The organism is Thermoflexus hugenholtzii JAD2 (genome assembly GCF_900187885.1).
GTDB classification, from domain to species: domain Bacteria; phylum Chloroflexota; class Anaerolineae; order Thermoflexales; family Thermoflexaceae; genus Thermoflexus; species Thermoflexus hugenholtzii.
The window spans coordinates 71,370-94,845 of record NZ_FYEK01000002.1 but is presented as its reverse complement, the minus strand read 5'-3'; the positions used below and the strand labels follow the sequence as shown (position 1 = coordinate 94,845).

Annotated in this window: 20 protein-coding genes; 6 read left to right on the top strand and 14 right to left on the bottom strand. The window is 68.2% G+C overall.

What is annotated here, in order from left to right; translation table 11 throughout:
* Positions 1-157 precede the first annotated feature (157 nt).
* From asd to CFB18_RS15715, 14 genes are all read right to left on the bottom strand, one after another.
* Complete coding sequence (gene asd / locus CFB18_RS00325; protein WP_088569822.1) at positions 158-1,213, bottom strand: aspartate-semialdehyde dehydrogenase; 1,056 nt, start codon at positions 1,211-1,213, stop codon at positions 158-160.
* Between the two features lie 118 nt (positions 1,214-1,331).
* Positions 1,332-3,017 carry a dihydroxy-acid dehydratase gene (gene ilvD, locus CFB18_RS00320; protein WP_088569821.1) on the bottom strand — a complete coding sequence of 562 codons (1,686 nt, stop codon included), beginning with the start codon at positions 3,015-3,017 and terminating at the stop codon, positions 1,332-1,334.
* A 96-nt stretch (positions 3,018-3,113) separates the two neighbouring features.
* Positions 3,114-4,199 carry a 3-isopropylmalate dehydrogenase gene (leuB, locus tag CFB18_RS00315; protein WP_088569820.1) on the bottom strand — a complete coding sequence of 362 codons (1,086 nt, stop codon included), beginning with the start codon at positions 4,197-4,199 and terminating at the stop codon, positions 3,114-3,116.
* A 31-nt stretch (positions 4,200-4,230) separates the two neighbouring features.
* Positions 4,231-5,802, bottom strand: coding sequence for a citramalate synthase (cimA, locus tag CFB18_RS00310; RefSeq protein ID WP_088569819.1), 1,572 nt, complete (start codon positions 5,800-5,802; stop codon positions 4,231-4,233).
* A 173-nt stretch (positions 5,803-5,975) separates the two neighbouring features.
* Complete coding sequence (locus CFB18_RS00305) at positions 5,976-6,485, bottom strand: 3-isopropylmalate dehydratase small subunit (RefSeq protein WP_088569818.1); 510 nt, start codon at positions 6,483-6,485, stop codon at positions 5,976-5,978.
* A 2-nt stretch (positions 6,486-6,487) separates the two neighbouring features.
* Positions 6,488-6,646: a hypothetical protein gene (locus tag CFB18_RS15150; protein ID WP_159461489.1), complete on the bottom strand. Its 159-nt coding sequence runs from the start codon at positions 6,644-6,646 to the stop codon at positions 6,488-6,490.
* Between the two features lie 81 nt (positions 6,647-6,727).
* Entirely contained in the window at positions 6,728-8,008 is a 1,281-nt protein-coding gene (gene leuC, locus CFB18_RS00300; protein WP_088569817.1) for a 3-isopropylmalate dehydratase large subunit, read from the bottom strand.
* Between the two features lie 43 nt (positions 8,009-8,051).
* Complete coding sequence (locus tag CFB18_RS00295; protein ID WP_088569816.1) at positions 8,052-9,635, bottom strand: 2-isopropylmalate synthase; 1,584 nt, start codon at positions 9,633-9,635, stop codon at positions 8,052-8,054.
* A 10-nt stretch (positions 9,636-9,645) separates the two neighbouring features.
* Positions 9,646-10,656, bottom strand: coding sequence for a ketol-acid reductoisomerase (ilvC, locus tag CFB18_RS00290; protein ID WP_088569815.1), 1,011 nt, complete (start codon positions 10,654-10,656; stop codon positions 9,646-9,648).
* Between the two features lie 41 nt (positions 10,657-10,697).
* A complete protein-coding gene (gene ilvN / locus CFB18_RS00285) occupies positions 10,698-11,213 on the bottom strand; it encodes an acetolactate synthase small subunit (RefSeq protein ID WP_088569814.1) in 516 nt (171 codons plus the stop codon).
* A 30-nt stretch (positions 11,214-11,243) separates the two neighbouring features.
* On the bottom strand, positions 11,244-13,001 hold the full coding sequence (gene ilvB / locus CFB18_RS00280) for a biosynthetic-type acetolactate synthase large subunit (RefSeq protein WP_088569813.1): 1,758 nt from the start codon (positions 12,999-13,001) through the stop codon (positions 11,244-11,246).
* Between the two features lie 463 nt (positions 13,002-13,464).
* The gene (uvrA, locus tag CFB18_RS00275) at positions 13,465-16,371 is read right to left on the bottom strand and encodes an excinuclease ABC subunit UvrA (protein ID WP_088569812.1); all 2,907 of its coding nucleotides are present in this window, start codon (positions 16,369-16,371) and stop codon (positions 13,465-13,467) included.
* A 163-nt stretch (positions 16,372-16,534) separates the two neighbouring features.
* Positions 16,535-17,071 (bottom strand): thiol peroxidase, encoded by a 537-nt coding sequence (tpx, locus tag CFB18_RS00270; protein WP_088569811.1) that lies wholly within the window; start codon positions 17,069-17,071, stop codon positions 16,535-16,537.
* A 126-nt stretch (positions 17,072-17,197) separates the two neighbouring features.
* Positions 17,198-17,296, bottom strand: a complete 99-nt coding sequence (locus tag CFB18_RS15715; RefSeq protein ID WP_234976983.1) for a DUF4367 domain-containing protein — start codon at positions 17,294-17,296, stop codon at positions 17,198-17,200.
* A gap of 838 nt (positions 17,297-18,134) precedes the next feature.
* On the opposite strand from CFB18_RS15715, the gene CFB18_RS15505 reads away from it, so the two are divergent.
* The 6 genes from CFB18_RS15505 (at position 18,135) to CFB18_RS00240 (ending at position 23,321) form a co-directional block, all read left to right on the top strand.
* Complete coding sequence (locus CFB18_RS15505; protein WP_088569810.1) at positions 18,135-18,926, top strand: hypothetical protein; 792 nt, start codon at positions 18,135-18,137, stop codon at positions 18,924-18,926.
* Positions 18,927-18,958: 32 nt separating this feature from the next.
* A complete protein-coding gene (locus CFB18_RS00260) occupies positions 18,959-19,690 on the top strand; it encodes a sortase (protein ID WP_088569809.1) in 732 nt (243 codons plus the stop codon).
* 69 nt (positions 19,691-19,759) lie between these two features.
* Positions 19,760-20,197 (top strand): cobalamin B12-binding domain-containing protein, encoded by a 438-nt coding sequence (locus CFB18_RS00255; protein WP_088569808.1) that lies wholly within the window; start codon positions 19,760-19,762, stop codon positions 20,195-20,197.
* 18 nt (positions 20,198-20,215) lie between these two features.
* Positions 20,216-21,214, top strand: a complete 999-nt coding sequence (meaB, locus tag CFB18_RS00250; protein WP_088569807.1) for a methylmalonyl Co-A mutase-associated GTPase MeaB — start codon at positions 20,216-20,218, stop codon at positions 21,212-21,214.
* A 24-nt stretch (positions 21,215-21,238) separates the two neighbouring features.
* Entirely contained in the window at positions 21,239-22,300 is a 1,062-nt protein-coding gene (gene plsX, locus CFB18_RS00245; RefSeq protein ID WP_088569861.1) for a phosphate acyltransferase PlsX, read from the top strand.
* A 25-nt stretch (positions 22,301-22,325) separates the two neighbouring features.
* The gene (locus CFB18_RS00240; RefSeq protein ID WP_088569806.1) at positions 22,326-23,321 is read left to right on the top strand and encodes a glycosyltransferase; all 996 of its coding nucleotides are present in this window, start codon (positions 22,326-22,328) and stop codon (positions 23,319-23,321) included.
* Positions 23,322-23,476 lie beyond the last annotated feature (155 nt).

The window sequence follows — 23,476 nt, the reverse complement described above, 5'->3', positions numbered from 1 at the left end:
TATACGTTACGGAGAGGAAGCGCGCGGAGGAAATTGACCTCCCGCGGTCCGGTGTTCCACCCGGGCGGCGAAACGAGGAACCATCCGTTGCGGAGCGCCAAGAGATCCGCCGGTTGGGTTGAGGTTTCCGGGATGCCGGTCGGTTCGAGGCCCCGGGCTACACCCGCCCGAGCCAGCGCAGGAGGGCTTCGGCGTTGAAGAGGGCGGCGCCGGCCGCCCCCCGGATGGTGTTGTGGGTCAGGGCGACGAACTTGAGGGTGAAGACGGGGCAGGGCTGCACCCGGCCCACGACCACGCTCATCCCCCCGCCCGCCATCCGATCCAGGCGCGGTTGCGGCCGGTCCGGCTCCCTGCGCACCACGATGGGCATCGGGACCGCGGTGGGGAGATCGGCGACCTCCTCTGGCGGACGGTAGGTGGCCATGGCCGCCATCGCCTGCTCCGGCGAGATCCGCTCCTCCAGCTCCACGGAGAGACACACCAGATGGCCATCCAGGGTCGGGACGCGGTTGGTCTGGGCGCTGAGGAGGATGGGCGCTTCCTCCACAGCTTCGTCCGTCAGCCGGCCCAGGAGCTTCCGGGGCTCCTTTTCGAGCTTTTCCTCTTCCCCGGGGATATAGGGGAGGATGTTGTCGACGATCTCCATCGCGGAGACCCCGGGGTAGCCGGCGCCGGAGAGGGCCTGGAGGCTGACCAGATGGACCCGCCGGACGCCGTAGGGCATCAGGGCCTTCAGGGGGAGGACGGCCGCGGTGGTGGTGCAGTTCGGGTTGGTGAGAAGGGCGCCGGTCCAGCCCCGCTCGTCTCGCTGGCGGGAGAGCAGGGCGAGATGGTCGAAGTTCACATCGGGCATCAACAGGGGGACATCCGGGGCCATGCGGTAGGCGGAGGCGTTGCTCGCCACCAGGTAGCCGGCGGCGGCGAAACGGGGTTCGGCCTCCCGGGCGACCTCCGAGGGGAGCGCGGAGATCACCAGCTCGGCCTCGAAGCCCGGCTCCGTGGGAAGGACGGGCATTCGGGCCGCCCAGTCAGGCATCGGCGCGCCGAGCAGCCAGCGGCACGCCTCGCCGTAAGGCCGTCCCACTGAGCGATCGGACCCGGTGAGGGCCACCACCCGGAACCACGGGTGGCGATCCAGCAGATGGACCAGCCACTGGCCCACCATCCCGGTGGCCCCCAGGACGGCGACACGGAACGAAGGCTGGCGGCTCATCGGTTCGCACTCCCTTGTTCAGATCGAGAAAGCAGGGCCGGGCTGCTCTCCACCCGCCCTCGTTTTTGGATCCCCCACGCGCGCACCACTTTTTTATCCAAAGATTGAGGAAATGCGACTATGGGATGCACACCGCGCCCTGAGCGGCTGAGGAGACCAGCCGGGCGTATTTGGCGAAGAGGCCGTGGGAATACTTGGGCGGCGGCGGGGTCCAGGCCGCCCGGCGTCGGGCCAGTTCCTCTTCGGAGAGTTCTACGTCCACGGTCCGACGATCTACGTCGATCACGATGATATCCCCGTCTTGCAACAGGGCCAGGGGTCCGCCAACGGCGGCCTCCGGGGAGATATGGCCGATCATGAGGCCATGGGTGGCTCCGGAGAACCGGCCATCCGTGAGCAAGGCCACCTCGTCCTTCAAGCCCTGGCCCACCAGGGCGGCGGTCACCACCAGCATCTCCCGCATCCCGGGCCCGCCCTTCGGCCCTTCATAGCGCACCACCACCACATCCCCCGGTCGGATCTGCCCGCTGTTGACCGCCTGGAAGGCGTCCTCCTCCCGGTCGAAGACCCGAGCGGGCCCCCGATGGTAGCGTTTCGTGGTCCCTGTGATCTTCAACACCCCGCCCTCCGGGGCGAGGTTCCCCCGCAGGATCACGTAGCCGCCGGTGGGATGGAGGGGCTGGCTCACCGGGCGGACCACATCCTGATTCTCCGGGAAGGTCACGCCGGCCAGGCGCTCCGCGATGGTCTCCCCGGTGACGGTGCGGCAGTCGCCGTGCAGGAGCCCGGCGTCCAGGAGGGCTTTCATCACCACCGGCACGCCGCCGATGCGGTCGATGTCCGCCATCACATATCGGCCCGCCGGCTTCAGGTCCGCCAGGTGGGGCGTCCGCTCGCTGACCCGTTCGAAGTCGTCCAGGGTGAGGGGGACGCCGGCTTCGTAGGCGATGGCCAGAAGGTGAAGGATGAGATTGGTGGAGCCGCCCATGGCGGCTGCCACGGCGATGGCGTTCTCGAAAGCCTCCCGGGTCATGACGTCGCGGGGCCGGATCCCAGCCTCCAGGATGCGAACGATGGCCCGTCCGGTCTCGTAGGCCAGCTCCTCCCGGGCCCGGCTGGGGGCCACCGGGGCGGCAGCGTTGGGGAGGGTCAGCCCCATGGCCTCGAAGGCGGAGGCCATGGTGTTGGCGGTGAACATCCCTCCGCAGGCGCCGTAGGTGGGGACGGCGACCTCCTCCAGCTCCCGCAGCTCCTCCACGGTCATCCGCCCGCGGGAGACCGCCCCCACCGCCTCGAAGACATCCTGGATGGTCACCGCACGTCCGCGCCAGCTCCCGGGGGGGACGCTTCCTCCGTAAAGATAAATGGAGGGCAGGTTCAGGCGGGCCATGGCCATCACGCAGGCCGGCTGGGTCTTGTCGCAGCCCCCGATGGCCACCAGGGCGTCCAGCTGGTAAGCCACCGCCGCCAGCTCGATGGAGTCGGCGATCAGCTCCCGGCTGACCAAAGAGGCCTTCATCCCTTCATGGCCCATGCCGATGGCGTCGTTGGCCGGGACGGCGTTGAACTCGATGGGGGTACCCCCGGCGTCGCGGATCCCCTGCTTGACGAGCTCGGCCAGGCGTTGGAGGTGGTGGTTGCAGGGCTGGGCCTCGAACCAGGTGTTGGCGACGCCGATGAAAGGCCGGCGGAGATCCTCATCCCGCAAGCCCACCGCCCGGAACATCGCCCGGTGGGGAGCCCGTTCCACGCCCTCCGTCACCCGCGCGCTGCGGTGTTTGCGCCCGTTCCCGGAGATGCTCATGGCTGTGCCTCCTCCGTTCATGTTCCAGGGATCTGAAGGGAAGCCCTGTGGCCTTCAACGGATCTCAAGGATACTTCAGCGGCGCCCATCCTGGGGCTATGAGGCGCAGTGAAGGATGCGCTGCGCAATGGCCTCCCCCATCTCCCGGGTCCCCACAATGCAGGTCTCCCCATCGGCGATGTCCCGGGTGCGGTAGCCGGCTTCGAGAATGGCCTCCACGGCCTGCTCCACCGCTCGGGCCTCCGCCTCCAGGCTGAAGGCGTAGCGCAGCATGAGCGCCGCGCTCAGGATCGCCCCGATGGGGTTGGCCAGGTTGCGCCCGGCGATGTCGGGGGCCGAGCCGTGCACCGGCTCGAAGAGCCCCGGCGGGCTCTCCCCCAGCGAGGCCGAGGGGAGCATCCCCATGGATCCCGCCAACACCGATGCTTCATCGGTGAGGATGTCCCCGAACATGTTCTCCGTCACCACCACGTCGAAGGCCGCCGGACGCCGGATGAGATGCATGGCGAAGGCGTCCACCAGCACGTGCTCCAGGGCGAGGTCCGGGAACTCCCGGCGGACCACCTCCTCGGTCACCCGGCGCCACAGGCGGGAGGCAGCCAGCACGTTGGCCTTGTCCACCGAGGTGAGCTGCTTTCGGCGGCCCCGGGCCAGCCGGGCGGCCAGCCGCACCACCCGCTCGATCTCCCATCGGGTGTAGCGCATCGTGTCGTAGGCCTCCTCGCCGTCCGGACCGGCCTCCTGGCGGGGACCGAAGTAGAGGCCGCCGGTGAGCTCGCGGACGAACAGGAGGTCCACGCCCCGCACCACCCGCTCCTTGAGCGGCGTCGCGCCCACCAGGGCGGGGAAGACCCGCACGGGGCGCAGGTTGGCGAAGAGGTCGAAGGCTTTGCGCAGGCCCAGCAACCCCTGCTCTGGACGGACGGGGGCGGTGGGGTCGTCCCATTTGGGCCCGCCCACCGCCCCCAGCAGGATCGCGTCCGAGCGACGACACCGCTCCAGGGTCTCGGGAGGGAGCGGCGATCCGGTGGCGTCGATGGCCGCCCCCCCGATGAGGGCCTCGTGGAACTCGAAGGTATGGCCGAACCGGCGCCCCACCGCCTCCAGGACCCGAACGGCCTCCGCGGTCACCTCCGGTCCGATCCCATCTCCGGGCAGCACGGCGATCACGAAGCGTCCCATCGTTTTCCTTCCCGGGCAGGGGTTTTGAATTTCAGCGATGATCCACCGTGGGATCGATCCCAAACTCCAGGCTGTCCTCTAAGGCGAGGCGGCTGGCCTCCAGGATGTTAGTGGAGGCTCCGACGGTGCGCCAGACCCGCTGGCCGTCGGTGCTCTCGATCCACACCCGCACCCGGGCCGCCGTCCCGGCGTCGCCGTTGAGGATGTGCACCCGATAGTTGGTCAGGTGCACCCGGGAGAGGGCCGGGTAGCGAGGGAGGAGGGCCTTGCGCAGCGCCGCGTCCAGGGCGTTCACCGGCCCGTTGCCCTCCGCGGCGGTGTGCACGATCTCCCCATCCAGCCGGACTTTGACGGCGGCCTCGGCCACCGGCGGGCGGCCCTCCCGCCGCTCCACCATCACCACGTAATCCAGCACCTGGAAGGGTGGGATGTAGTCGGGATGGGCGCGCCGGAGCATCAGGATCACCGAGGCCTCGGCGTCCTCGAAATAGAACCCTTCGTTCTCCAGCTCCTTGATCCGGCGCACCACTGCCTGCACCGCCGGATCCTCGGGGTTCAGGCGGAGGCCGAACTCCAGGGCCTTGGCGACGATGTTCCCCCGCCCGGAGAGCTCGGAGACCAGCACCCGCTTGACGTTGCCCACGCGGGCGGGATCGATGTGCTGGTAGCTTTCCTCGGTCTTCAGGATAGCGGCCACGTGGATGCCGCCCTTGTGGGCGAAGGCGCTGGCCCCCACGTAAGGCTGATGGGAATCGTGGGGGAGGTTAGCCACCTCGGCTACGAAGCGGGAGACCTCCGTCAGGCGGGCCAGCTGCTCGTCCGTCACGCAATCGATCCCCATCTTGAGCTTCAGGTTAGCGATGATGGAGATCAGGTTGGCGTTGCCCACCCGCTCCCCGTAGCCGTTGATCGTCCCCTGCACCTGCCGGACACCCCGGCGGACGGCGGCCAGGGAGTTGGCCACCGCCAGCTCGCAGTCGTTATGGGTGTGGATCCCCAGGGGGACGGAGACCGCTCGCTTCGCGGCCTCCACCCCTTCCTCGATCTCCCACGGCATCGAGCCGCCGTTGGTGTCGCACAGGACGATCCAGTCGGCTCCGCCTTCCTGGGCGGCCCGGAGGGTGGCCAGGGCGTAGTCCGGGTTGCGCTTCCAGCCGTCGAAGAAATGCTCGGCGTCGTAGATCACCTCCCGCCCATGGGCCTTGAGGAGGGCCACGCTCTCCCGGATCATGGCCAGGTTCTCCTCCAGCGTGGTCTCCAGCACCCGGTGGACGTGGAGGTCCCAGGACTTGCCCACCACGGTGACGGCCGGCGTCCCCGCCTCCAGCAGCGCCCGCAGGTTCTCATCGTCCTCAGCCCGGCGCCCCGGCCGCCGGGTCATGCCGAAGGCGGCGATACGGGCGTGGCGGAGGCTCATCCGCCGCACCCGGCGGAAGTATTCCGCGTCCTTGGGGTTGGAGCCCGGCCATCCTCCTTCGACGTAGTGGATGCCGAGCTGGTCCAGCTTCTCGGTGATGCGCAGCTTGTCCTCAACGGTGAAGGAGATCCCTTCCCGCTGGCTGCCGTCGCGCAACGTGGTATCGTAAAGCCAGACGCGTTCCATCGCGCACCTCCTCGACCGGTATGGGATGCCATGCGAAGATCATCGGCCGGCCGAAAGCGGCGGCGATGGCGCGGGCGGCCCCGGCCAGGAACCGACGAACGAGCTCCCGGCCCGGGGCAACCCGGGTCCACCTCCTTTCTCGACGCCCCATCGCTTTCCTCCATCGAGTGGATTCAGGCCACAACGGATCCCTGACGGAGCCGCGCCTTCGTGTAGGGGATGAGCCCTCCGGCGCGAATCAGCTCGAGCATGAACGGCGGATAGGGCTTGGCCCGGAAGACCTGCCCGGTCCGGCGGTGGAGGATCTCCCCGCTGTCCAGGCGAACCTCCAGCTCATCCCCGGGCTGGATCGCCTCCACGGCCTCCGGACATTCCAGCACCGGCAGCCCGATGTTGATGGCGTTGCGGAAGAAGATGCGGGCGAAGGATTTGGCGACGACGCAGGAGACCCCGGCCGCCTTCAGGCTGAGGGGGGCATGCTCCCGGGAGGAGCCGCTGCCGAAGTTCCGCCCCGCCACCACGATGTCGCCCGGCTGCACCTTGCGGGGGAACTCCGGGTCCACGCCCTCCATGCAGTGGGCGGCCAGCTCCTGCGGGTCCGTCGTGTTGAGATACCGCCCGGGGATGATCACGTCCGTGTCGATGTTGTCGCCGAACACCCAGGCGCGCCCCTGGAAACGCATCGTCAGTCCTCCTCCGGCTCGGTGAAGTTGTAGCAACCCATCATGCAGTCCACGACCCAATCCGCTTCGTGGACGCGTTTCCCATCGTCCTCATGGGAGGCCTCCCACGAGGCGATGACCTCCTCCAGGACGTCCTCCCAAGCCCAGCGGCGGTCCTCCATGGTTTCTCCTCCTCAGCCGGTTTCCGTTCGATTCTCCCGAGGCCTCTCCGGCTCTGCCCATCCGGCGGCTTCGGCGCTGCCTTATGCCGCCACGGCCATCGTGGGGACTTCCTCCGGGCTGGCGATGCGCCCCAGGATGGCGCTGGCGGCCGCCACAGCCGGGTTCGCCAGATACACCTCGCTGGTCGGATGCCCCATGCGGCCGACGAAGTTGCGGTTGGTGGTCGAGACACAGCGCTCCCCGGGCCCCAGCACGCCCGAGTAGCCCCCCATGCAGGGGCCGCAGGAGGGCAGCCCGACTACCGCCCCGGCCTCCACGAAGATGTCGATCAGGCCCTCCGCCAGGGCCTGGCGGTAGACGGCCCCGCTGCCCGGGATGATGATGCAGCGGACCTCGGGATGCACCCGCTGGCCCTGGAGGATGCGGGCCGCCAGGCGCAGGTCCTCGATGCGGCCGTTGGTGCAGGAGCCGATGAACACCTGATCGATGCGGATGTGGGACAGCTCCCCCACCGGCCGCACGTTGGAGGGCAGATGGGGCGCGGCCACCGCCGGCTCCCAATCGCTGACGTTGAAGTCCAGCTCCACCTCATAACGGGCGTCTGGATCGTCCCGGTAAACCGTGAAGGGACGCCGGGCCCGCGGCCGCACGAACTCCAAGGTCTTCTCGTCGACGTCCATCAGCCCCGTCTTCGCCCCGGCCTCGATGGCCATGTTGGTGATGGTGAAGCGGGCATCCATGCTGAGCTGCGAGATGACAGGGCCGGTGAAATACATCGCCATATAAAGCGCCCCATCCACCCCGATGCGGCCGATGGTGTGGAGGATGAGGTCCTTGGCCGTCACCCATGGGCGCAGGGTCCCGTGGTAGAACAGCCTCATGGTGGGAGGAACCTTCAGCCACAGCCGCCCCGTCGCCATGGCGACGGCGGCGTCGGTGGAGCCCACCCCGGTGGCGAAGGCGCCCAGAGCTCCGTAGGTGCAGGTGTGGGAGTCGGCTCCGATGATGATCTCTCCCGGGAGGACCAAACCCTGCTCCGGGAGCACGATGTGCTCGATGCCTCCGTCGCGTCCTCCTTCGAAATAGAGGATCCCCTTGCGGCGGGCCCAGGTGCGGACCGCTTGACACTGCTCGGCCGCTTTGATGTTCGGGGGAGGCACGAAGTGATCGGCCACGAAGGCCACCCGCTCCCGGTCAAAGACCCCCTCGACCTCCAGCTTCTCGAACTCCCGGATGGCCAGGGCCGCCGTGATGTCGTTGGCCATCACGAAGTCCACCCGCACCTCCACCAGCTCCCCAGGCTCCACGCGGTCCACCCCGGCGTGGGCAGCGATGATCTTCTCGGCCATGGTCATGCCCATCGCGACCCCTCCGTTTGTGGAAGTGTGAAGATCGTTGAGGCCCTCATGGCACAGGGACGGAGAGCTCCACGCGGGCGCCCTGGGGGGCGCGCGCCAGCCGAAGCAGGGCGTTGAGGTAGGCCTTGGCCGCCGCCACCACGATATCCGTGTCCGCCCCGAAGCCCCCGGCCAGCTCCCCGCTCTGGGGATCCTCGGCCTGCACGAACACCCGGCCCATGGCGTCGCGCCCGGGGGTCACCGCGTGGACGTTGAACTCCAGCAGCCGGGCCTGCACGCCCAGGGCCGTCTCGATAGCCCGGTAGGCCGCATCCACCGGCCCGTTCCCCGTCCCCGTGCCCAGGCGGACCTCGCCGTCGGGCCCGATCAGGCGCACGGTGGCGGTGGCGATGGCCGGCGTGCCGCACATCACCTGCAGCGTGTCCAGCCGCCAGGTCTGGCCGCTGCTCTGGGTGAAATCCGCCATCAGCGCTTCCAGGTCGAAGTCCGTGACGTATTTCTTGCGGTCGCAGAGGGCCTTGAAGCGGCGGAAGGCCTCCTCGAAGGCCTCGGGGGAGAGGTGGTAGCCCATCTGCTCCAGGCGGACCCGGAAGGCGTGCCGGCCGGAGTGCTTGCCCAGGACCAGCCGGGACTCCGGCACGCCCACGGTCTCGGGCCGCATGATCTCGTAGGTCAGCGGATTCTTGAGCATCCCGTCCTGGTGGATGCCGGCCTCGTGGGCGAAGGCGTTGGCCCCCACGATGGCCTTGTTGGGCTGGACGGGGATGCCGGTGAGGGCGCTCACCAGGCGGCTGGTGCGGTAGATCTGAGTGGTGTCGATATAGGTGCGCACCCCGAAGAGGTCGCGCCGGGTGTGCAGGGCCATGACCACCTCTTCCAGGGCGGTGTTGCCGGCCCGCTCGCCGATGCCGTTGACGGTGACCTCCACCTGGCGGGCGCCGTTGCGAATGGCGGCCAGGGTGTTGGCCGTGGCCAGGCCCAGGTCGTTGTGGCAGTGGGCGGAAAGGATCACCCGCTCCACCCCGGGGACCCGCCGGCGGATCTCGGCGAAGAGACTCCCGAACTCCTCGGGGGTGGTGTAGCCGACCGTGTCGGGGATGTTCAGGGTGGTAGCCCCCGCCTCCACCGCCACCGTCAGGGCCTGCATCAGGAAATCGCGGTCGGTGCGCCCCGCATCCTCCGGGGAGAACTCCACGTCCTCACAGAAGCGGCGGGCGTAGGCGACCATCTCCCGGATCCGGGCCAGGCACTCCTCCCGCGTCATGCGGAGCTTGTATTGCAGGTGGATGTCGGAGGTGGCCAGGAAGACGTGGATGCGAGGGCGAGGAGCCTCCCGCACCGCCTCCCAGCAGGCGTCGATGTCTTCTTTGTTGGCGCGGGCCAGCCCGGCGATCACCGGCGGGCCGTTGGGGCGGTCCTTCCCCAGCGGCCCGATCTCCCGGGCGATGCGGCGCACCGCCTCGAAATCCCCCGGCGAGGCGATGGGGAAGCCGGCCTCGATGATGTCCACCCCCAGGCGAACCAGCTGGCGGGCGATCTCCAGCTTCTCCTCCACCGTGAGGGTGGCGCCGGGGGATTGCTCCCCATCCCGCAGGGTGGTATCGAAGATCCGAACGACATCCGGCTCCATAGGCCCCTCCTTATCCCGCAGGGACTTCCTTAGGGTTGAGCCAGGGCATCATCGCCCGCAATTGACGGCCCACTTCCTCGATGGGATGCTTGCGCTCCTCCGCGCGCTTGGCGTTAAACCAGGGGCGGCCTTTAGCGTTCTCCTCGATCCACTCCTCGGCGAAGGCCCCGCTGCGGATCTCCTCCAGGATCTGCTTCATGGTGGCCCGCACGTGGTCGTCGATCACGCGGGGGCCGCTTCGGTAGTCTCCATATTCCGCGGTGTCGCTCACCGAGTAACGCATATACGAAAGGCCGCCCTGATACATGAGGTCCACGATCAGCTTGAGCTCGTGTAGACATTCGAAGTAGGCGATCTCCGGCTGGTAGCCAGCCTCGATCAGGGTCTCGAAGGCGGCTTTGATCAGGTGGCTGACCCCGCCGCATAGCACCACCTGTTCGCCGAAGAGATCGGTCTCCGTCTCCTCGGTGAAGGTGGTTTCGATCACCCCGGCCCGGGTGCATCCAAGGCCCTTCGCGTAGGCCAGGGCGTTGGCCAGCGCCTGGCCCGTCGCGTCCTGGTGCACCGCCACCAGGGCCGGCACCCCGCCGCCCTCCCGGAAGACCTCCCGCATGCGGTGGCCGGGGGCTTTGGGGGCCACCATGCTCACGTCGATGTCGGGCGGGGGGATGATCTGGCCGAAGCGGATGTTGAAGCCGTGGGCGAACATCAACGTCTTGCCCGGGGAGAGATGCGGTGCCACCGCCTCCCGGTAGAGGGCCGGCTGGGCGGGGTCCGGCACCAGCATCATGATGACGTCCGACCGACGCACCGCCTCCGGAACCTCATAAACCGGGAAGCCGTCCGCCTGGGCCTTCTCCCAGGACTTGCTGCCCCGGTAGAGGCCCACGCAGACATCGCAGCCGCTGTCCCGCAGGTTCTGGGCGTGGGCGTGGCCCTGGCTGCCGTAGCCGAGGATCGCGATCCGCTTGCCATGTAGCCGGCTCAGATCGGCATCCGCATCGTAATAGATCCGCGCCATGGAACGCCTCCTCCTGAATCGGGATCAGGGATCTTAAGACATCAAGCCGCTTCCGCCATGCGAGCGGCAGGTGCAGCCTCCGCCTGGCCCCGGACCATCGCCATGGGGCCGGCCCGGATCACCTCGACCACGCCGAATCGCTGGAGGCGGGCGATGCAGGAATCCACCTTCTCCGTCGATCCGGTGACCTCCACGATAAGGGTCTCGGGGCCGACGTCCACGATGCGGGCCCGGTAGAACTCAGCGAGCTGGGCGATCTCCACCCAGGTCTCCGTGGGGGCCCGCACCTTGACCAGCGCCATGTCGCGGACGACGATGGGGCGTTCCCCCCAATCCTCGATCGCCCGGACGCAGAGCAGCTTCTCCAGGTTGGCGCTCACCCGCTGGGGGTCCACCCGGTCAGGGTCCACCGGGATCAGCAGGCGCAGCGTCTCCGGGTCCTCGGTGCGGCACACCGAGATGTCACCCACCGGCAGGTGACGCCGGCGCAGCAGATGGAAGACCCGGTTCAGGCTCTCCACGGAGTTCTCAACCGTCACCGCCAGCCAATGGGGCATCCTCGCCTCCTTCTCGCCGTCAAGGATCGCTCATGGCACCGCCTTCACGCCGGGCTCGATCATCATATCGAACACGGTCATGCCCGAGGGGATCATCGGGAAGCAGTTCTCCTCGGGATCCACCAGGAGATCCACTACGACCGGGCGATCGGTGACCGCCAGGGCCTGGCGGATGGCCGGCTCCACCTGATCGGGGCGCTCCACACGGATCCCCGCCGCGCCCACGGCCTCGGCCAGCCGGGCGAAGTCCGGGTTGGCCAGGTAGACGGCGGAGTAGCGCCGGTTGTAGAACAGCTCCTGCCACTGCCGCACCATGCCCAGATACTGGTTGTTGATGATGAAGACTTTGATGGGCAGACGCCACTCCACCGCCGTGATCAGCGCCTGGAAGGTCATCTGGAAGGATCCGTCGCCGTTGATGTTGATCACCAGCCGGTCGGGGCAACCGAATTGAGCCCCCACGGCCGCCGGCAGGCCGAAACCCATGGTCCCCAGCCCTCCGGAGGTGATGCAGGTTCGTGGTTCCGTCCAGGTGAAGAATTGGGCCGCCCACATCTGGTGCTGGCCCACATCCAGGGTGACGATGGGCCGGTGCTCCCGGGTCAGCTCGTAGATCATCTGGATGGCGAACTGGGGCTTGATGACGTCGTCGCCCTGCCGATAGCGCAGCGGGTAGCGGGCCTTCCAGTCCTGGATCTGACGCCACCAGGCCTCGGTGTCCGGCGGGCGAACGAAGGGGAGCAGGGCGCGGAGCACCTGCTTGGCATCCCCGATCAGGGCGATGTCGGCCTTGCGGTTCTTGTTGATCTCCGCCGGGTCGATGTCGATGTGGATCACCTTGGCGTGGGGGGCGAAGGCCGAAAGCTTCCCCGTCACCCGATCGTCGAAGCGGGCGCCGACGGCGATGATCAGGTCGGAGAAGTTGATGGCGAAGTTGGCGTAGACCGTGCCGTGCATCCCCAGCATCTTCAGGGAATAAGGGTGATCCTCCGGGAAGGCGCCCAGGCCCATCAGGGTGGTGGCCACCGGGATGCGCGCCTTCTCGGCCAGCGCGCGGATCTCAGGGGCAGCGCCCGAATGGATGGCTCCTCCTCCCACGTAAAGGATCGGCCGCTGGGACTGCGCGATCATATCAGCCGCCTGGCGCAGCAACGCCTCGTCCGGGAACGGGCGAGGGGAACGGGCGGGCCGGGAGGCCTCCGGATCCTCAAAGGTGAACTCCGCCTCCGCGAGCAGGACATCGCGGGGGAGGTCCACCAGGGTCGGACCGGGGCGGCCCTCAGTTGCCAGCCGGAAGGCGGCGTGGACGGCCTCCGGGGCCTGGGCGGGCTTCCTCACCAGCCAGTTGTGCTTGGTGATGGACATGGTGAGGCCGATCACATCGGCCTCCTGGAAGGCGTCCCCGCCCATGAAGAACGTGGGGACTTGGCCGGTGATGGCCACCACGGGGGTGGAGTCCATCATGGCGTCGGTGAGGCCGGTGACCAGGTTGGTGGCGCCGGGGCCGGAAGTGGTGAAGCACACCCCGGGTTTACCGGTGGCCCGGGCGTAGCCCTCGGCCATGTGGACGGCGCACTGCTCGTGGCGAACCAGGACGTGACGGATGTGGGGGTAGTCATAGAGCGCATCGTAGAGGGGTAGGGAGGCACCGCCGGGGACCCCGAAGATCACCTCGACGCCTTCCCGATACAGGGCTTCCATCACCGCCCAGGCTGTCTTCATCCGGCGACGCTCCCGGCGGGCGGTGCGCGGAGGAGCTGATGTCTGGATCATCGCTGGCGCGGCCATCGCGACCTCCTTTCGCAGGCTGGGAGATAAAACGGGAGGGGGCCTCCCGTTTGGGAGGCCCCCTCCGACCGGTCGGTGCAGATATAGAAGATGCTCCGGGCTACCTGAGGGTGGTTCCCTCCCAAACGGGGTTCGCCCCTCCGAGGCGAAGGAGGCCCCGAAGGATAAGGACGATGACGATAAGGGAGAGAACCACCGAACCGAAGGCCATGCGCGACTGGCTCCACTGATCCGGGATTTGCCGCCTTTTATAGCACAGATCCCGCATCCTGTCAAGTCCCCCTGAGGCCGGAGGTTCTGACCTGGGTGGGGACGGTGGGGAAGAGGAGGACATAGAAGGTGTCCCGCGCCGCGCCCACGATGGCCTGCGACTCCTGCATCAAATTCGGAATTCACCTTGGCAAGGCTTGACGGCTTGACCTTGGTTCAGCGTGACTCGAAACCATCGCTCCCTCCGCGCGGATCAGTGCTCCCTCCGACGTCGCCCGTTGGGGGAAGCGGCGTTCCCGCGCAGGACCCGGCGCAGGAACTGGCCGGTGTAAGAAGCCTCTACACGGGCCACATCCTCCGGTGTCCCCTCGGCCACAATGTAGCCTCCTCCCTCGCCGCCCTCCGGGCCCAGGTCGATGATCCAGTCCGCCACCTTGATGACATCCAGGTGATGCTCGATGACGATGACGGTGTGGCCCTGGTCGACGAAGCGCTGGAGCACCTCGATGAGCCGGTGCACATCGGCGGCATGCAGCCCCACCGTGGGCTCGTCCAGGATGTAGAGGGTGTGCCCGGAAGGGCGACGGGAGAGCTCCTTGGCCAGCTTCACCCGCTGGGCCTCGCCCCCCGAGAGGGTCGGCGCCGGCTGGCCCAGCCGGATGTAGCCCAGCCCCACGTCTCGCAGCGTCTGGAGCTTGCGCTGGATGGCCGGGAAGGCCTCGAAGAACTCATGGGCCTCATCGACGGTCATGTTCAGCACGTCCGCGATGCTCTTCCCCCTATAGCGGATCTGCAGCGTCTCCTTATTGAAGCGAGCCCCCTTGCAGACCTCGCAGGTCACGAAGACGTCCGGGAGGAACTGCATCTCGATCTGGATCTGGCCCTGGCCCTCGCATGCCTCGCAGCGGCCGCCCTTCACGTTGAAGGAGAAGCGGCCCGGCCCATACCCGCGCAGCTTGCTCTCGGGCAGGCTGGCGAAAAGGTCCCGGATATCCGTGAAAACCCCGGTGTAGGTGGCCGGGTTCGAGCGGGGCGTCCGACCGATAGGGGATTGATCGATGTGGATGACCTTGTCGACGAATTCAACTCCCTCGATGGCCTCGTGAGCGCCCGCCGGCTCGCGGGCCCCGTGGAGGATCTGGGCCAGGCGCTTGTAGAGGATCTCCACCACCAGAGTGCTCTTGCCCGAGCCCGAGACCCCTGTCACGCAGATGAAGCAGCCCAGGGGGAAGCGGACGTCGATGTTTTTGAGGTTGTGCTCCCGAGCCCCGCGGACGACCAGGAAGCGCCCGTTCCCGGGACGCCGGCGGGCCGGGACCGGGATGGTCAGCCGTCCGGCCAGGTAGGCTCCGGTGAGGGAGCGGCGGTTGCGCATGATGGCCTCCACCGGACCCTCGGCCACCACGTAGCCCCCGTGCTCCCCCGCCCCCGGGCCCAGGTCGATCACCCAGTCGGCGGCCCGGATCATCGCCTCGTCGTGCTCCACCACCAGCACCGTGTTCCCCAGATCCCGCAGCCGCTTCAGGGTTCGGATCAACCGCTCGTTGTCCCGCGGGTGCAGGCCGATGCTCGGCTCGTCCAGCACGTAGAGCACGCCGGTGAGCTGGCTGCCGATCTGCGTGGCCAGCCGGATGCGCTGGGCCTCCCCTCCCGACAGGGTGGCCGTCGGCCGATCCAGGGTCAGGTAGTCCAGGCCCACGTCCACCATGAAGCGCAGCCGGTTGTGCAGCTCCTGCAGGACCTGGGCGACGATGGTCCGCTGCCGTTCGGAGAGCAAGGGCGGTTGCCCGTCCTCCCCTCGCAGGGCTTCGACCCAGCGCATGGCCTCGGCCACCGACATGCGGGTGACCTCGTAGATGTTCTTACCGGCCACCGTCACCGCCAGCGCCTCCGGCCGTAGCCGCGCCCCACCGCACGCCGGGCACGGCCGCTCGCTCATCCATCCCTCCACCCGCGCCCGGAAGTAGTCCGACGTGCTCTCCTCGTAGCGTCGGCGCAGGTTGGGGATCACTCCTTCGAAGGGCGCCTCGTAGACCCGCCAGCTTCCGTCCCGGGCCTGATAGCGAACGGGGATCCGCACGTCCTCCCCGGCCCCGTAGAGGAGCAGATGCAGCTGCTCAGGGGAGAGGGCGCGCACCGGGATGTCGGTGGGGATGCCGAAGGCCCGGCATGCGGCCTCCAGCAGCTGCCAGTAGTAGCCGCCCTCCTCCGCCCCGCCCCAGGCTATGATAGCCCCCTCGGCCAGGGAGAGGTCCTTGTTCGGGATCAGCAAGTCGGGGTCCAGCTCCAGCTGCACCCCCAGGCCCTCGCAGGTCGGGCAGGCGCCCTTGGGGCTGTTGAAGGAGAACAGGCGGGGCTCCAGCTCGGGCAGGCTGATGCTGCAGTAGGGGCAGGCGAAGTGCTCGCTGAACAGCAGATCCTCCGGTGGCTCCGCCGAGGCGTGGTGCACGATCACCAGGCCGTCCCCCAGCCGCAGGGCCGTCTCCACCGAGTCCTGCAGCCGCGAACGATCCGCCCCGTCCCGACGCACGATGAGGCGGTCCACCACCGCCTCGATGTGATGGATCTTGTAGCGGTCCAGCTCGATGGGCTCGTCCAGGTCTCGGATGACCCCATCCACCCGGGCGCGGACGAAGCCCAGGCGGCGCAGCTCCTCAAAGACCGGGCCGTGATGGCCCTTGCGGCCCCGCACCACGGGGCCCAGGATCATGATGCGGGAGCCCTCGGGGAGGGAGAGGATGGCCTCGACGATCTGCTCGGGGCTCTGCTTCTGGACCTCCCGGCCGCAGCGGGGGCAGTGGGGGATCCCGGCGCGGGCGAAGAGCAGGCGGAGATAGTCGTAGACCTCTGTCACCGTCCCCACGGTAGAGCGGGGGTTGTGGGAGGCCCCCCGCTGGTCGATGGAGATGGCCGGGGAGAGCCCCTCGATCTGGTCCACATCCGGCTTCTCCATCAGCCCCAGGAACTGGCGGGCGTAGGCGGAGAGGGACTCCACGTAGCGTCGCTGGCCCTCGGCGTAGAGGGTGTCGAAGGCCAGGCTGGATTTGCCGGAGCCGGAGAGGCCGGTGATGACCACGAGCTTCTCCCGCGGGATCTCCACGGTGATGTTCTTGAGGTTGTGCTCTCGGGCGCCCCGAACGATGATCTTCCCCTTCGCCATCGCCGTCCATCGCTTCCTCAGATCTGGAGCCGATTTCTCAGCATAGCACGCCCCTCCGCTCCCTTCAATTCCGAATAGGATCGCGAAACGAAAAGGGGGGACGCGCCTCGTCGTCCCCCCGGGGTGTAAGGGCGCATAGCCCCCACAGACGCAGGCTTTCCTCTCAGCGGGGCTCCGGCTGGCCCAGCAGCGCGCGGACCGCCTCGAGGGCGGCGTCGTAGTTGGGGTGCTGGGCGATCTCGGGGACATATTCCGCATACCGGATCGTCCCGTCGCGGTCCAGGACGAAGACCGCGCGCTGCTCCAGGCGGAGCTCCTTAACCCAGGTCCCGTAGGCCTGGCCGAAGGCCATCTCCCGATGATCGGAGGCGAGGATCACGTGCTGGGCGTTGGCCTCGGCGGCCCAGCGGCGCTGGGCGAAGGGGAGATCGGCGCTGACCGTGATCAACACCACCTCGTCCCCGAAGCGGGCCACCTCCTGGTCGAACCGGCGGGTCTGGGCGTCGCACACCCCGGTGTCCAGCGAGGGCACCACGCTGAGGATGCGGATCTTGCCGTCCGTGCTGCGGATGCGGAAGGGGCTCAGATCGGGGGCCACCAGCTCCACGTCGGGGGCGACGTCGCCCACCCGGAGGGGCTCCCCGATCACCGTTAAGGGCTTGCCGCGGAAGGTCACCGCCCCGAAGCGTTCCACCGTCATCCACCACCTCCTGGAGGGTTCAGGATGGACCCAGGCGCTCCCAGATGGGTCCAGAACCCATCCCGGGACCCCCGGGTTTCGGCTCACAAGGCTCATTCTAATTCGTGCGGCGAAGGCGGTCCACTCTTACGGCGGCGCGAGGGACTCCGCGATCCGCACCGCTTCTTCCATCCCTGGATCGGTCTCCAGTCGGTAGGTGACCTCCCCTTCGGTCCAGAGGAGCACGTTTCCTTCCACCAAACGCTGCAGCGTTCAGCCCCCGGAGCGGGTCTGCAGGAGATCGGGCCCTTCCGCCCACAGGGCCGGCCGCCCGCGCACCGTCGTGGCGGTGAGGACCCGTGGGGCGAACTTCTCCACCAGTGCCCCACGGCCGATCAGGAACAGGGCCAGCCGGGCCCGTCCCGGCCGTGCGGGATCCTGCTACACCAGGATCACCGTCGGGCTGCCCAGGTCCTGCAGGTAAACCCGAGCTGGATGCCCAAGGCCCGTAGGGAGGTAGGTGGATCCTGAAGGATCTCTGGACTTGAAATTTGTGAGGAAGCGCCACAGCCGGCCTTCGCCGCCATCCCAGGTGGCATTCAAGATCTTGCGATTCATCCGGAGGGTGCCCGACTCGCTTTCGTCTCGGGCGATGGTAATGTTGGGTGGGGAGCTGCTGAGAAGCGCTCCCGGCCGCCCCGGTGACCGCATGGCGCCCCCCAGATCTGACAGAAGGGGTTTCACGAGGCGGGCGGGACGGCTGTGGAGGTCGATCGACCCCGGAGACCGCGCGCCCAGAGCGTCCATAGCCTGTCGAGCGGTGGATCCGGCAGATAACAAACTCATTACTTTTTTCCAACTTCTTTCTCTTAGCCTCAAGCTGGCTTACCCCTTGGCACCTCCGGCATCGATCCGCGTGCGGCCCTCGGTCCGGGGGATCCGGGGATGTCATTTCGAGGGCCGTGGGAACGCTCCGGGAGACATCCCGCTTTGTGGCCTCTTTGCGCTTTGGGGAAAGCCCAGCGCCTGACCGGTGGGATGGTCTCCGGCCGGGCCTCTTGATTTCCGAACTTGGAGGTGATCTATGCCTCATCTACACCGATGGGCCCGGGCGCTCCGGGGCTTCCGAGGGCTGGCGCGCGGGATCTTCCCGCTCTTCCTCGTGTTTCTTGCACTGAGCGGGGGAGCCTTGCTGACCCGGGCGGACCATGAGGACGACCCCGATATCAGTGATATCGTCCTGACGGTGCCTCAGACCTATGCGCTCTGCCCCGATGGCTCGGATCTCGATACGATCACGGTGAGCAACGTGGGCAGCCGCTGGCTCCGCGGCTTCGTGCAGCTGGATTTCGTGATCCCCGATGGCGGGGGCCGCCAGATGGTCCAGCGCTGGGAGGTCCTCCAGGGGGGAGATTATCCGCTCCAGGTGATCTACCCGGCGTGGGAGACCTGGCCCGCCGGGTTCTTCGAGATGCATGTGGATCTGGCCCTGGAGGTCTATCCCACCGAAGCCGACGCCCGGGCCGGGACGAACCTCCTGGGGGTGATCGGCCCCGGCCATCCATGGGACATCTTCTGCATCGCCGAGCAGCCGCCCCCCTCCCCCACGCCCACAGCCACCGCGACACCGACTCCATCTCCCACGGAGACTCCCACTCCGACGCCCACCGATCCGGTTCCCGCCACAGCCGTCCCTCCCTTGCCCATGCCGCTTTCCCCCACTCCACGTCCCACGGAGCCGCTGGATGGGGAGCTGCTGGGGCCCACCGGGGGATCTGGGGAGCCTTCCCGTCCGTTCCCGACGGCCATCGTCCTGGGGATCGCCGGCGGCCTTCTGATCCTTGGGTTGCGCTCCCCCTCGTGGGCCCGGCGATAGGCGCTTCATCCGGCCACCGGGGAGGATGCCGGATGCCCGGCCCGGAGTGGGGCGCATGGGCCCTGGCGCTGACGCTGATCCTCGGGCCGTTGCCCGGCTCGATCCGGGATCCGTGTTGCTCGGGCGTGCTGCCGGGGATGACGAAGGCGAGCCAGGAGGGATCCGCACCGCTTGCCGGCGTGCCGGCGCCGGAGGTCGGGTCCGCTCCATCCTCGGTATCCTGGTGGACGGCGTGGCCCCAAGCGCCGACGTTTTCGCCTCCGGAGACGCCGGCCCGTGGAGTCCCCTTGTGGATCACGGTCCCCGCCATCGGCCTGGACGCGCCCGTGCGAGTTGCGCCGTCGCGGATCGTCGTCATAGCGGGGCGCCGCTACCGGGAATGGCTCGCTCCCGACGCGCCAGCAGCCGGCTGGATCCCGACCTCGGCCCGGGTTGGGGAGATCGGGAACCTGGTGCTCAACGGACACCACAACATCGCCGGCGCGGTCTTCCGACGTCTGGCTGAGCTCCCCCTTGGGGCGCGCATCCGGATCGATGCGGTCGGCGGCGTGTGGGAATACGAGATCGTCGAACGCCACATCCTCCCGGAGCGGGACCAGCCACTCGCCGTCCGGGAGGCCAACGCCCGCTGGATCCAGCCGACGGTCGAGGAGCGGCTGACCCTCGTCACCTGCTGGCCACCCTGGAGCAATTCCCACCGCCTGATCCTCATCGCCCATCCCTTCCCCTCCTCCGGGCCCCACGGGGTCCGGCTTGCTCCGTAGCGGTGAACTCCCGGCTCCCCCTTGCGTTACAATGGAAACGGGGATCCATCCCATCGGGCGAGGCGGACCATGGGACGCAAGATCCGCGTGTTGATCGCCAAGCCGGGGCTGGACGGGCATGATCGGGGGGCCAAGGTAGTCGCCCGGGCCCTCCGGGACGCAGGGTTCGAGGTCATTTACACCGGGTTGCGCCAGACCCCCGAGATGATCGCTGAGGCCGCTCTGCAGGAAGACGTGGATGTGGTCGGCCTCTCGATCCTCTCCGGCGCCCACATGACGTTGCTCCCCCGTGTGGTGGAGGAGCTGCGCAAGCGCGGCCTGGACGATGTGCTGGTCATCGCCGGGGGCATCATCCCGGAGGAAGACGTGCCGGCCCTCAAGGCTGCCGGCATCCACGAGGTATTCGGGCCGGGGACCAGCACCGAGGCCATCGTGCGGTTCATCTGCGATCACTTCGGCATCCGGCCGGAGGATTTGAAGGCGGCCGGAGAGCCGGTGGCACCCTGAGCAGGAGCGAAGCCTTCCATGGGAGATCCGATCGCTCTCTTCGAACGCGCCCGGGCGGGGGACCGCCGGGCGCTGGCGCGGATGCTCTCCCTGCTGGAGGAAGGCGGGGAGGCGGCGGCCCGGCTGAGCGCCCATCTTTTCCCTTACACCGGGAACGCCTATGTGATTGGGATCACCGGCCCCCCCGGCTCTGGGAAGAGCACGCTGGTGAACGCCCTGGCCCGGGCCTATCGGGACCGAGGAGAGACGGTGGGGATCATCGCCGTGGACCCCACCAGCCCTTTCACCGGCGGCGCCCTGCTGGGGGACCGTATCCGGATGCAGGATGTGGCCATGGACCCCGGGGTTTTCATCCGGAGCATGGCCACTCGGGGCAGCCTGGGTGGGCTGGCTCGAGCGACCCAAGAGGTCCTCCGGGCCCTGGATGCGGTGGGCTTCCAGCGGATCTTGGTCGAGACGGTGGGGGCGGGCCAGGTGGAAGTGGACATCGCCCGTGCAGCCGACACGGTGGTCGTGGTGCAGGCTCCCGGCCTGGGGGATGACATCCAGGCAATCAAAGCGGGTATTTTGGAGATCGCGGACATCCTAGTGGTCAACAAGGCGGATCGGGAAGGCGCGGCCGCCACCCTGCACATCCTGCGCTCGATGCTCTCCCTGGGCCAGCCCGCCGTCATCCGCCACCACGGACAGACGATGGCCATCCAGCGGGTGGAGCCGGCCACCGAGGGCTGGACCCCTCCGATCCTGCAGACCGTCGCCCTCTCCGGCCAGGGGATCCCGGAGCTGGTGGAGGCGATCGAGCGCCATCGCGTGTATCTGGAGCAGAGTGGGGAAGGGGAGGCTCGGCGCCGGCGGCGCGTAGCGGAGGAACTGGCCGCCCGAGTCCGCGAACGGTTATGGGCCCGCATCGCCCAGCGGGTGGGCCGTGCCCGTCTGGATGGTCTGGTGGATCAGCTCGTGCGCCGGGAGATCGATTTCTCCACCGCTGTCGAGCAACTCCTGGAAGGCCTGGGATAAGGGAGGTAGCCTCCAACCATGACCGTGCGGATCGCGCTGGATGCCATGGGGGGTGATCACGCCCCTCAGGTTCCGGTGGAAGGTGCCCTGCGGGCGCTGCGGGAGATCCCGGATCTCCACATCCTCCTGATCGGCCCGGAGGACCGCCTCCGGGCGGCGCTGGGCCGCCGTGCAGCCGGCCTCCCGCTCTCCATCGTCCACGCCTCTCAGGTTGTGGAGATGCATGAACACACCATCGCCGTGAAAGCGAAACGGGACTCCTCCATGGTAGTGGGGATGCGGCTCGTGCGCGCCGGGGAGGCGGACGCCTTCGTCTCGATGGGGAACACCGGGGCGGTGATGGCGGCGGCTCTCTTCCACCTGGGACGGATCCCCGGCATCGACCGGCCGGCGCTGGCCACCCTCTATCCCACCCTCCGCGGCCATTGCCTGCTGCTCGATATCGGCGCCAACACCGATCCGAAGCCGGAGCACCTGGTGCAGTTCGCCATGATGGGCGTGGTCTACGCCGAGCGGGTGCTGGGGTGGCCCCGCCCCCGGGTAGGGATCCTCTCCAACGGGGAGGAGCCGGGCAAGGGCTCCATCCTGGTCCGGGAAGCCTACCGCCGTCTGGAGGCCAGCGGGCTGAACTTCATCGGCAACGTCGAGGGGAAGGACATCCCCCGGGGAGCGGCCGATGTGGTGGTGACGGACGGCTTCACCGGCAACGTGGTGGTCAAACACACGGAGGGGTTCGTCGCCTTCCTGGTTCGTTTCCTCAAGGCCCAGCTGACCGACGGCGCCCTGGACCGCGTGGGGCTGGCGATGGCGTTGCCGGGGCTGCTTCTGGCCGCCCCCGGCCTGCTGTTGTTGCTCCCCAGTCTTCGGGAGATCCTCCGCCGTCTGGATTACCGGGAGTATGGGGGGGCGCCCCTCCTGGGGGTGGACGGCGTGGTGGTGATCGGGCATGGCCGCTCCGACGCCAAAGCCGTCAAGAACGCGATTCACGCTGCCGTCCGGGCTGTGCGCGGCCGGATGCTGGACGCTATCCGGGAAGGCCTCACCGCCCTTCAGGCTTCCGCCTCGCTGGAAGCAGCCGTCCACTGAACGAAAGACCGTGGGGTTGTCGTTCATGGCGATGGTCTCCGTGATCGCCACGGTCAAAAACGAAGTCGCTTCCATCCAGGAGCTCCTGGATTCCCTGGCGGCGCAATCCCATCTGCCCGACGAGGTGGTCATCGCCGATGGAGGATCCACGGATGGAACCCTGGAGCGCCTGCGGGCGGAGCGGCGGCTGCCCCTGCGGGTGATCGAGGCCCCGGGGGCCAACATCGCCCAGGGGCGCAACCGGGCGATTGCCGCCGCCCGGGGGGAGATCATCGCCGTGACCGATGCGGGGGTGCGCCTGCACCCGGACTGGCTGCGTCACCTGCTCCGCCCCTTCCGCGAGCGGCCGGAGACCATGGTCGCGGCCGGCTTCTTCCTGCCGGATCCCCGAACGCCTTTTGAGGTGGCCATGGCGGCCACGGTGCTGCCCGAGCTGCGGGACATCCGGCCGGAGCGGTTCTGGCCCTCCAGCCGTTCCGTGGCCTTCCGGAAGTCCGCCTGGGAGGCGGTGGGCGGCTACCCCGAGTGGCTGGATTACTGCGAGGATCTGATCTTTGACTTCGCCCTCTATGAGCGTTTCGGTCCCTTCGCCTTCGTCCCCGAGGCGGTGGTTTATTTCCGCCCCCGGCCGACCATGCGGGCCTTCTTTGTGCAGTATTACCGATATGCGCGGGGGGATGGGAAGGCGGACCTGTGGCGGCTGCGCCATGCCATCCGCTACGGCACTTATCTGGGTCTGGTCCCGTTGCTGGCCGGGCTCAGCCTGGGGGTGCATCCACTGTTCGCCCTGGGGTATCTCCTCGGGGGCGCGCTGTATCTGCGAACCCCTTACCGGAGGCTTTTCCGGCTCTGGGAGGGCTACCCTTGGGAGGATCGGATCCGGATGCTGGGGTGGGTACCGCTGATCCGGGTCTGGGGGGACATCGCGAAGATGTGCGGATATCCGGTGGGGGTCTGGTGGCGCTGGCGTCACCGACGCGGCCTCCGCCGCCTCCGGGGCTCCACCGGCCTTTCCCAGTGATCCTCTCTTGTCGGTAGAAGCGGCTTCCGCCGCGACCCTTACGTCGTCAAAGACTGGGATTTGGGGTGAAAGCCCCTCCCACCAGGAGCGACATGTTCCTTTTGCATCCCGTGAAAGTGGAGCCCAGGGTTCATAATCCATGATGTGCGGATTTG

Excerpts from the sequence above, each read along its gene's own strand:
- ilvN (WP_088569814.1), bottom strand. The coding sequence starts at position 11,213 with ATGCCCCATTGGCTGGCGGTGACGGTTGAGAACTCCGTGGAGAGCCTG.
- uvrA (WP_088569812.1), bottom strand. The coding sequence starts at position 16,371 with ATGGCGAAGGGGAAGATCATCGTTCGGGGCGCCCGAGAGCACAACCTC.
- leuC (WP_088569817.1), bottom strand. The coding sequence starts at position 8,008 with ATGGGCATGACCATGGCCGAGAAGATCATCGCTGCCCACGCCGGGGTG.
- asd (WP_088569822.1), bottom strand. The coding sequence starts at position 1,213 with ATGAGCCGCCAGCCTTCGTTCCGTGTCGCCGTCCTGGGGGCCACCGGG.
- CFB18_RS15150 (WP_159461489.1), bottom strand. The coding sequence starts at position 6,646 with ATGGAGGACCGCCGCTGGGCTTGGGAGGACGTCCTGGAGGAGGTCATC.
- leuB (WP_088569820.1), bottom strand. The coding sequence starts at position 4,199 with ATGGGACGCTTCGTGATCGCCGTGCTGCCCGGAGATGGGATCGGACCG.
- ilvC (WP_088569815.1), bottom strand. The coding sequence starts at position 10,656 with ATGGCGCGGATCTATTACGATGCGGATGCCGATCTGAGCCGGCTACAT.
- CFB18_RS15505 (WP_088569810.1), top strand. The coding sequence starts at position 18,135 with ATGCCTCATCTACACCGATGGGCCCGGGCGCTCCGGGGCTTCCGAGGG.
- CFB18_RS00295 (WP_088569816.1), bottom strand. The coding sequence starts at position 9,635 with ATGGAGCCGGATGTCGTTCGGATCTTCGATACCACCCTGCGGGATGGG.
- tpx (WP_088569811.1), bottom strand. The coding sequence starts at position 17,071 with ATGACGGTGGAACGCTTCGGGGCGGTGACCTTCCGCGGCAAGCCCTTA.
- CFB18_RS00305 (WP_088569818.1), bottom strand. The coding sequence starts at position 6,485 with ATGCGTTTCCAGGGGCGCGCCTGGGTGTTCGGCGACAACATCGACACG.
- CFB18_RS00255 (WP_088569808.1), top strand. The coding sequence starts at position 19,760 with ATGGGACGCAAGATCCGCGTGTTGATCGCCAAGCCGGGGCTGGACGGG.
- CFB18_RS00260 (WP_088569809.1), top strand. The coding sequence starts at position 18,959 with ATGCCCGGCCCGGAGTGGGGCGCATGGGCCCTGGCGCTGACGCTGATC.
- meaB (WP_088569807.1), top strand. The coding sequence starts at position 20,216 with ATGGGAGATCCGATCGCTCTCTTCGAACGCGCCCGGGCGGGGGACCGC.
- ilvB (WP_088569813.1), bottom strand. The coding sequence starts at position 13,001 with ATGGCCGCGCCAGCGATGATCCAGACATCAGCTCCTCCGCGCACCGCC.
- CFB18_RS00240 (WP_088569806.1), top strand. The coding sequence starts at position 22,326 with ATGGCGATGGTCTCCGTGATCGCCACGGTCAAAAACGAAGTCGCTTCC.
- ilvD (WP_088569821.1), bottom strand. The coding sequence starts at position 3,017 with ATGAGCATCTCCGGGAACGGGCGCAAACACCGCAGCGCGCGGGTGACG.
- cimA (WP_088569819.1), bottom strand. The coding sequence starts at position 5,802 with ATGGAACGCGTCTGGCTTTACGATACCACGTTGCGCGACGGCAGCCAG.